The organism is Phenylobacterium sp. (assembly GCF_030654915.1).
Classification (GTDB): domain Bacteria; phylum Pseudomonadota; class Alphaproteobacteria; order Caulobacterales; family Caulobacteraceae; genus Phenylobacterium.
The window spans coordinates 1-3,312 of sequence record NZ_JAURWM010000233.1; the positions used below are offsets into that span (position 1 = coordinate 1).

At 61.5% G+C, this 3,312-nt stretch carries 3 protein-coding genes; all 3 read left to right on the forward strand.

The window, feature by feature from the left end; genetic code table 11:
• The first annotated feature begins 193 nt into the window (after positions 1-193).
• The 3 genes from Q7T84_RS11855 (at position 194) to Q7T84_RS11865 (ending at position 3,273) form a co-directional block, all read left to right on the forward strand.
• Positions 194-1,486, forward strand: coding sequence for an SLC13 family permease (locus Q7T84_RS11855; protein WP_304809034.1), 1,293 nt, complete (start codon positions 194-196; stop codon positions 1,484-1,486).
• Between the two features lie 119 nt (positions 1,487-1,605).
• Positions 1,606-1,938, forward strand: a complete 333-nt coding sequence (locus Q7T84_RS11860) for a hypothetical protein (RefSeq protein ID WP_304809036.1) — start codon at positions 1,606-1,608, stop codon at positions 1,936-1,938.
• A 120-nt stretch (positions 1,939-2,058) separates the two neighbouring features.
• Positions 2,059-3,273 carry a mechanosensitive ion channel family protein gene (locus Q7T84_RS11865; protein WP_304809038.1) on the forward strand — a complete coding sequence of 405 codons (1,215 nt, stop codon included), beginning with the start codon at positions 2,059-2,061 and terminating at the stop codon, positions 3,271-3,273.
• Positions 3,274-3,312 lie beyond the last annotated feature (39 nt).

The window sequence follows — 3,312 nt, forward strand, 5'->3', positions numbered from 1 at the left end:
GCGCTGACGGCGGCGGCGATGACGATCGGCCCGACGAGGGCGAGTTTGCGGTCCCGTGACCCCAGTCTATTGTTTGGCATCGTCATAGCCTAGCAGATCGGCGCCGAGTGCTTACAACCCCCAACGGACCAAAAACGGCGAGATATCTAGGCAGGCGTCAAGCCCAAGCGCCCCAGGTGGGTCGGATCTACGGATGACTCACCCGCAAATTGTCGCCTTGCTGGTCCTCGTGGCTGTGGTCGCGGCGTTGATCTGGGGCAAGGTGCGTTCGGATATCGTCGCCTTAGCGGGCGCAGCCGTCCTGCTTGCGACACAAACGATCAGGCCGGTTGAGGTGCAGGGCGCGTTTGCGAGCCCGGCCATCATCGCCTTGGCCTCGCTCTTTGTGATCGCCTACGCCATGGAGTTGTCGGGGCTGCTGGGCCTGCTTATCCGCGGCGCCGTCCGACTCTGCGCCCGGTTGGGCGCGCTCGGGGTTTGGATCGTTATCGGAATTGCGGGAGCCGCATCGGCCTTCCTCAACAACACGCCGATCGTCGTTCTAGCTGCGCCGGTGGTCCGAGATGTCGCCAATTCTATGGGGCTCTCGCCCAAACGGTTCCTCATCCCTTTGTCCTATGTGACCATTTTGGGCGGCGCCTGCACCTTGATCGGCACGTCCACCAATCTTCTCGTCAACGACATGGCGCGAAACGCCGGACAGCCGGGTTTTGGAATGTTCGAGGCGACGCCGGTCGCGCTAGTCGTGGCGGTCGTGGGCGGGCTCTACCTGTTTCTGTTCGGTGGTCGGCTACTCACGCAGGAGGATGATCACGTCGCTGGAGAGGCTCCGCTCAAGGCCAAGTCGGCCACGGGCGACGACCCTGATATCTTTCCGCTCGACCGCCCTTTCAAGCCCCTGCAAGCCTTCGCGTCGCTGGGGGTGTTTGTGCTTGTCGTTCTCGTTGCGGCCTTGGGGATCACCCCAATCGCAGCATCGGCCTTCTCCGGAGCGGTGGCCCTCGTCCTGATGCGAGTGATCAGCGCTGAAGACGCCTACAAGGGATTGCGGCCCGAAATCCTGTTGCTCATCGCCGGGATGGTCGTGATCGGCCTGTCGCTTGAAGTAACTGGCTTGGCGGCGTTGGCGACCAACACGCTGGTCGGCTGGGTGAATTCACTTGGGCCGCTGCTCGCCCTGGCCCTGCTCTACGGCGTCACTCTTTTTCTCACTGAAATGCTCTCCAACGCCGCCGTGGCCGTGCTGTTGACGCCGGTGGCGGTTGCGCTCGCCGAAAGCCTGGGGGTCAATCCTCGCCCGTTCCTGGTCGCGATCATGATGGCCGCTAGCGCTGCTTTCGCGACGCCGTTCGGATACCAGACTAATGTGCTGGTCTACCAGTTGGGCCGTTACTCCTACATGGACTTCGTGCGCATCGGCGTGCCGTTGAATCTGTTGACTTGGTTGGCCGGCGTAGCTGTCATTCCCCTCTTCTTTCCCTTTTAGGGCGAGTCTCGCACCAAATCCTCACGTAATTGTCAGGCTTCGGCGGTGGCGCTGGCTTGGTGCTCGCGATAAGATGCGAGCTATCAAGAACATAGAAACAATGAAGAAGGAGGGCTGTCTTGGAGACTGTTCTCGTTATTTGTGATGATCAGAATTATTCTTCTGAAATTCTGAGCAGGCTTTCGTTTGAAGGTATGAATTCTCTGGGTCCCGTTTCGACGGCTGGCATGGCGCTAGCGCTTGCAGCTCAGACAAAGCCGACGGTGGCGATTGTCGCCGGGACCCCCACGGGGCGACGAGGCGGCGCCGAACTGGCCAGCAAACTGTTGAGCGATTGGGGCGTCCACTCCTGGCTGATTGGCGCCCAAGGGGGCGAAGCGCCGGAGCCTGCGATGGCTGATTGGGCGCCGCCGCCAGAGCAGTTGGACCGTCTGCGCCGCGCGTTCGCCTAAGGCCAGCGCTGCCGCGAAGGCCTGCGGCTCGCGCCTATCCGAACGCTTCACGGCTTCCGACAGCGTTGGAAGCCCCGCCTGAAAGACATCGCCATCTCTGACTATCCGCTTGACCTTCCGGTGCTGCAGCCATGGCTGCAGGCCCTGCTTGGCCTTGGGCTTTTGGCCTTGGTCGCGTTCCTGGCGAACCTCGTCGTCAAACTTGTCATCCTGCGTCTCTTCCGGCGAATTGTGAGCGCCTGGGGGCACGTCAATGGCGAATTGCTAACCCCAATCACCGACAGGCTGGCCAATATCGTCCCGGCGATCGTGGTCGCCCGCGGAATAGGCGCCGTCCCCTATCTGCCTGAGGCCCTCGTCACGGTGTCGCGCAATGTGGCGAGCGCCTTTATCGTCATGACGCTCGCCTTGGCGATCGGCGCCGCCCTCAATCTGCTCAATGCACGTTACCAGCAGCGTCCTGACGCCGCTCTGCGACCGATCAAGGGCTACGTGCAGGTGGTCAAGATCCTGATCTATGCGGGTGCGACAATCCTGGTCGCGGCTGCTCTGATGGAGCAGTCGCCCCTGTTGCTGTTGTCGGGGCTGGGCGCGATGGCGGCGGTGCTGATGCTGGTCTTCAAGGACACCATCCTGTCGCTGGTGGCGTCGGTGCAATTGACGTCGAACGACATGCTGCGCGTCGGAGACTGGATCGAGATGCCCCAGCTCAACGCCGACGGCGATGTGATCGACATCGCTCTGCATACGGTCAAGGTGCAGAACTGGGACAAGACAATCACCACCATCCCGACCCACCGGCTGATCACCGAGTCCTACAAGAACTGGCGAGGGATGTTTGACACCGGCGGTCGGCGGATCAAACGCGCCCTGCTGATCGACCAGACCAGCGTCCGGTTTCTCTCTCCGGTGGAGCGCGCGACGCTTAAGAAGTTCACGCTGATTGATGAGTATCTTGATCGCAAACAGGTCGAGCTCGAACGCAGCAACGCCGCGTTGGTCGAGGCAGGGTGCGACCAAGTCAACACCCGTCGGGTGACCAACATCGGCACCTTCCGGGCCTACGTCCTGGCCTATCTGAAATCCCATACCGCAATCGCCCAGCACATGACCCTACTGGTTCGCCAGTTGGAACCTGGTCCGCAAGGTCTGCCTCTGGAAATCTACGCGTTCACCAACACGACGGCCTGGGCGGACTACGAGGCGATACAGGCCGACATCTTCGATCACCTGATCGCAATTCTTCCAGAGTTTGGTCTGCAGCTTTTCCAAGATCCCGGCGGCCAGGACATTGCCCGATTGATATCAGCAGAGCGCTTGCGGCAGCTGGCATGACGCTGCACGGCGTGCTCATCGGCGCGCGCTCGCGCGGGG

What these genes read in the sequence shown, in the direction of transcription:
- Q7T84_RS11855 (WP_304809034.1), top strand. Translation starts at nt 194, where the DNA reads ATGACTCACCCGCAAATTGTCGCCTTGCTGGTCCTCGTGGCTGTGGTC.